Annotated in this window: 4 protein-coding genes; all 4 read right to left on the reverse strand. The window is 69.0% G+C overall.

All coding sequences use genetic code 11. From position 1 onward, the window contains the following. Positions 1-264 (reverse strand): DNA gyrase modulator (locus FCU40_RS22445; RefSeq protein WP_275052065.1); only part of this gene is annotated, 264 nt, incomplete at its 3' end. Continuing rightward, a complete protein-coding gene (locus tag FCU40_RS22450) occupies positions 261-1613 on the reverse strand; it encodes a metallopeptidase TldD-related protein (RefSeq protein ID WP_168078012.1) in 1353 nt (450 codons plus the stop codon). The genes FCU40_RS22450 and FCU40_RS22445, both read right to left, overlap by 4 nt. Beyond that, positions 1610-3397: an ABC transporter ATP-binding protein/permease gene (locus tag FCU40_RS22455; RefSeq protein ID WP_168078014.1), complete on the reverse strand. Its 1788-nt coding sequence runs from the start codon at positions 3395-3397 to the stop codon at positions 1610-1612. The genes FCU40_RS22450 and FCU40_RS22455 overlap by 4 nt, the downstream gene beginning before the upstream one ends. Before the next feature lie 16 nt (positions 3398-3413). After that, positions 3414-5471, reverse strand: a 2058-nt coding sequence (locus FCU40_RS22460) for a TonB-dependent receptor (protein WP_168078016.1), incomplete at its 5' end; no start/stop codon positions are given.

A 5471-nucleotide genomic window follows, 5' to 3' on the forward strand; every position in this document is an offset into this window, starting at 1 on the left:
GGCCGAGTGGGCGAACGCGACCTGAGCCCCCCGCGCCAGTCGCGCGCCCACGCCCTGGTCGATCTGGAACGATCCGCCGACGACGCGGCCGTCCTCCAGGCGGAAGGTCCGCGAGCGCTTGGACTCGAAGAACAGGTCGGCCAAACGCGATCCCGCCGTCGCCGAGGCGCCCAGCGCGCGCGACAGGTCCGGAAGGTCCAGCCCCGCCGGCGTCAGGATCCGTTCCCGAACCGCCTCGAAGGTGGTCATGGCGTCGGCCGTCATCCCAGGCCTCCGATCCGTAATCCGTCGATCAGGATCGATCCGGTTCTGATCGCGCCGGCGCGGTGCGTGTCGTCTCCGACCGCGACGATCGCTCGCAGCATGTCCTTGAGATTGCCGCCCACCGTCACGTCGGTGACGGCGTGAACGGTCTCGCCGTTCTCGATCCAGCTTCCCGCCACCGCGTAGGTCCAGTTGCCGGTGATCGGATCGGCCGCGCCGCCCATCAGCCGGGTGACGACCAGCCCCCGCCCCATCAGACGTCGCAGGGCGTCCAGCGAGCCGCCGGGGGCGCGGCTGGACAGGCGCAGGTTCCAGGGTCCGTCGGCGTTGCCCGTCGAGACCATGCCCAGCTGCCGCGCCGAACGCGTTCGCAGGAAGTATCCTTCGACGACGCCCGCGTTGAGGATCGCCCGGCGCCGCCCCGCCACGCCTTCGCTGTCGAAGGCGCCGCTGGCCAGGCCGTAGGGTTCGGACGGGTCCTCGGTCAGGTCTAGGTGATCGGCCGCCGCCGCCTGGCCCAGAACCCCGGGCAGGAAGGTGGCGCCGCGATTTTGCGACGCGCCCGACAGCGCCGCGACCAGGGCGCCGACCAGGGCCGTGGCCACGCGGGCCTCGAAGATCACCGGGCCGGTGTGGGTGACCACGGCGCGGGCGCCGAGCCGGCCGGCGGCGCCTTCGGCCGCGCGGGCCGCCAGGGTCTCGATGGAGTCCAGCGCGTCGAAGCGACGGTCGATGCTCTCGGCGCTATCATTGGCGGCGCCGCTGGCGTCACGGGCCAGGGCGACCGCCCAGATGTTGTGGACCGTGGCCAGCTGGCCGCGGCGGAACCCCGTCGAGGTCGCCAGGGCGGTCGCCACCTCGCTCGACGACGCGCCGGCCGCGACGGTCTCGACGCCAATTCCGGGCCCCGGACGGGCGGCGCGGATCAGGGCGTCGCCGCGCAAGGCCATGGCCCGCAGGGCGCTTATATCGAGGTCGGCGGGCGCGTCCAGGGGCGGCGAAGGCGTGTCGGCGGCCATCTGGTCGAGGTCCGGCGGCAAGCCCTCGGGATCTTCCGACACCCGCGCCGCCAAGGCGAACGCTTCCTCGGCCGCGCGGCGCACGGCGGCGGCGTCCAGGGCCGCGGTGCTGGCCGTTCCGGCGCGGGCGCCGCGATAGACGGTCAGGGTCAGGCCCTGCCGCGCATCGCGCACCGCCGTGTCGGTCGCGCCCTCCCGCGCGGTCACCCGCACGCCGGCGCTGGCCCGGGCCGAGGCGACGGCGTGATCGGCGCCCAAGGCGCGCGCTATCGCGACGGCGCAGGCGGCCACCTCCTCCATCTCCGCCGGATGCGCGGCGAGCAGCCTCACTGGGCGGCCTCCGCGATTGGCATGACGACGGCGCGCCCCTCGGCGATCACCAGCGCGTGGGTGTGGTAGCGGTGCAGCCGTTCGTCATGGACCACGCTGATCAGGGTCACGTCCGGCAACCGCTCGTCGATCAGGTCGTGGAAGCGGCTGGTGTTGGCCGGATCCAGCGCGCTGGTCGCCTCGTCCAGGATCAGCAGGGTCGGCCGCTGCAGCAGGATGCGCGTCAGCGCGATCCGCTGCTGCTCGCCCGGCGAAAGCTCGTCCTGCCAGACCCGCGACACATGCATGTCTTCGGCCAGGTGACCGAGATTGACCTCGTCCAGCAGCTTGGCGATCACCGCGTCGTCATGGGCCTCCGGCGGATCGGGGAAGCAGATCCCCGCCTTCAGCGAGCCGATCGGCAGGTACAGGCGCTGCGGAACGAACATGGCGGTGGCGCGGTCAGCGAGCGCGACCTGACCCTCGCCATCGGGCCACATGCCGCCCAGGGCGCGCAGCAGGGTGCTCTTGCCCGCGCCCGACGGCCCCCGGATCACCCAGCGCTCGCCGTCGCGCACCCGCCAGTCGCCGATTTCCGCCAGCGGCTCGCCGTGCGGTCGGCGCAGCAGCAGGCCCGAGGTCGAAAGCGCCACCCCCGGCGACGCGCCGGCGACGGCGACGATGCCGGACACACGGGGATTGTCGATCGCGTCGTCCAGCGCCTGCAGGCGGTTCAGATAGGACAGCTGCGTGGCCATCCGAGGATACAGATGCACGAAGAAGCCCAGGTGCGGCACCAGCTGCGAAAAGGCGTCGCGGCCGCCCATGACCTGACCGAAGGTGATCGCGCCCGCGAAGTAGCGAGGCACCAGGATGAACAGCGGAATGAGCGAGCCCAGGCGTTCGTAAAGACCGTTGGCGCCGTTCAGGCCGATCAGCGACAGGATCACCGCGCGGACGCCGCCTCGGACTTCGTGGATCGCCTTACGCAGAGCGTTGCGTTCGGCGGGCACCGCGTTGGCCAGGCCGATCTGGGCCGCGTTGCGGCGCACATGAACCAGGCCGGCGCGGAAGTCGGCCTCGCGATGCTGCCACCGCATCATCGCCCGGATGTAGGGCTTGCCCAGCAGCACCATGATCACGCTGCTGACCAGCACATAGGCGACCGCGTACCAGACCGTGCTGCCCGGGATCGATATCGCGTGGCCCAGCAGGGTGAACTGGATCGGGCCGGCGGTCTCCAGCAAGATCATGATCGACGAGAACGCCGAGACGACCGCGCTCAACATGGTCATCATGATCGAGAGCGAGCCCAGCTCCGGATCGGTGATCAGCCTGATATCGTCCGCGATCCGCTGGTCGGGGTTGTCGATCATCCGCAACCGCTCGATCTCGGCGTAGCGGTGGCGCGCCATCCATCGATCCACGTAGCGCTCGGTGAGGTGTATCCGCCAGCGCAGACAGACGCTGCGCCGAATCCAGGGCTCGACGATGACGAAGATCATCTGCATCGAGAGGATGCCGGCGAAGGTCAGCAACAGCGTGTTGAACCCCGTGATGTCGCGGTTCTCGACGCCATCGAAGAAGCGCTGCTGCCAGCGGTTCATCATGACGAACAGATAGGCCCCGGCGAACTGGAAGACGGTGAGCGCCAACAGCGCGAGCCACGCGAACTTCCAGTCCTTGGAGCTCCAGTAATCCCACAGCAGCCTGAAGATCAGCCGCCCGCCCCTCCCCCGGGGCCGCGATGACTCATGCTTCCCCTCGCGAGGGGGCTCACCGGATTCAACGGACTGCGACAGCATCAGCGGGAAGCCCTTATCAACGGAAGCGGTAGCCGACGGTCAGCCGCCAGGTGCGCGGCTCGCCGAGGGGCACGTAACTGGTGGCGGGGGTGACGCCGTAGTTCACGCGGTTGAAAATGTTGTGGACGCCGAAATTCACATCGATGTCGCGCACCGTCAGGAAGGCGTTGAGATCCACCTGATTGGTCGAGGGGATGTGGTTGGCCCCGAACCGGTCGACCGCGATGCTGGACCGGCCGTAGACCCCGCCGCCGAACCCGGCGACCACGCCGTCGGCGAGACGATGGCGGTACGAGCTATAGAGGTTGTACTGATCGCGCGGCGCCATGGCGACGGTGGTGCCGTTCTTGGCGCTGGGGCTGAGCAGGCTGTAGTCGGTGCGGGTGAAGCCGCCGCTGATCAGCCAGCCCTTGATCGGCTCGCCCGAGACGCCGAGGTCGACGCCCTCGCCCAGCTGGCCGGGCACCGCGATCTGATAGCGCGGCGCGACCGGATCGTTGACCCGCAGATTGCTCTGACGCAGGCTGAACCAGGAGGCGTTGACCAGAACGCGCTTGCCGAACAGGTCGAGCTTCAGGCCGACCTCCTGGTTGCGCGTGCGGTTGTCCGGCAGCCGGTTCTGAAAGCGGTCCAGCTGAAAGCTGGGGATGAACCCGTAGGCCAGCGATCCGTAGACCGACAGATTGTCCGTGACGTTGGCGACGATCCCATAGCTGGGCGTCACCGCGCCGTTCGACTTGTTGTGCGTGGTCGGCCGACCCGCGATATCGACCGTCGCGTCCGTGGTGGTCTTCCGGGCGCTGGCCATGAAGGCCAATTTCCAGACCTTGGCCAGATATTGCCCGTAGAACGCGTTCTGCTTGCCGACGACGCGGTTCGCGAACTGATATTGGCCGGCGAGCGGATACAGCGTCCCCTGCTTGGTGATGTAATTGTAGGGGAACATGCCGGGGCCGTCGGAATAGACCGCGTCATCGGCGACGACATTGTAGTCGCTGGCCATCCCCCCCAGAACCACCTTGTGCTCCACGGGACCGGTGACCGCGGTGAACCGCGCATAGCCGTCCACCGCGTTGTTCACGCTGTGCTGCTTGACGCCACTGCGCGACAGGAGCAGCAGCCCATTCGGCGCCAGCAATACAAACGGCGAGTATTGGCGCAGCAGCAGCGACGTGTCCTGATGCTGATAGTGTCCCGACAGCAGCAGCCAGGGCGCGACCTGCTGCTTGGCCTGCAGGTCGTAGGTCACGGCCGAGATCCGCGAGAACTGATCCTTGTCGCCGACCAGCGGATGGTCGCGATCGGTCGGATAGGGCTGGTTCGTCGCGGCGTTGAAGATGGTGTAGGGCGTCATGCCGAACACCTGCCGCCCCAGGGTGACGCTGGCGATGACGTCGGTCTGGGCGTTCTTGAAGCGCAGCGACGGCGCGAGCAGATCGTCCTGGTTTCCGCGATAACCGCCGGCGTTGTGGTCGGCGCCGGCCGCGGTGGCGATGAGGCGAGCGGTGAACCGCTTGTCGTCCGACACGGCCCCGTTGGCGTCGAGCGTGACGCGCGCCGCGCCGAACGAACCGGCCTCGCCCGACACGTACAGGCGCTTTTCGGCGCTGGGCTTCTTGGTCACGATATTGACCGTGCCGCCCAGGCTATCGCCGCCCAGCAGGATCGCGTCGGGCCCCTTCAGCACCTCCAACCGCTCGATATTGGCGATGGGCTGGGTGCTGCCGGCGGCGAAGTTGCTGCTTGACGAGGTCGGCATCCCATTGACCGCGCCGCCCGACGAGAAGCCTCGCACCGTATAGGTGACGCCGCTTTGGAACGTGGCGGTGTTGACCGTCACGCCGCCGGCGTTGCGCAGCGCGTCGGGCAGGCTCTGGGCCTGCTGCTCGGCGAGCAGTTTGGACGAGATGACCTGGGCGTTACGCGCCTGGTCGCGCAGGGACTCGCCGGTGCGGGTCGAGCCCGTCTCGCCGCGCACCAGGACGCTGGTCTCGGCCTCGTCGCGCTGGGCCACGACGACGATCTCGCTGAGGACGCCGTCCTTGTCCTCGCGAACCGCGGTGTCGGCCTGGGC

Origin of the sequence: Caulobacter sp. SSI4214, from assembly GCF_012184455.1 — a bacterium.
Taxonomy (GTDB): domain Bacteria; phylum Pseudomonadota; class Alphaproteobacteria; order Caulobacterales; family Caulobacteraceae; genus Caulobacter; species Caulobacter vibrioides_E.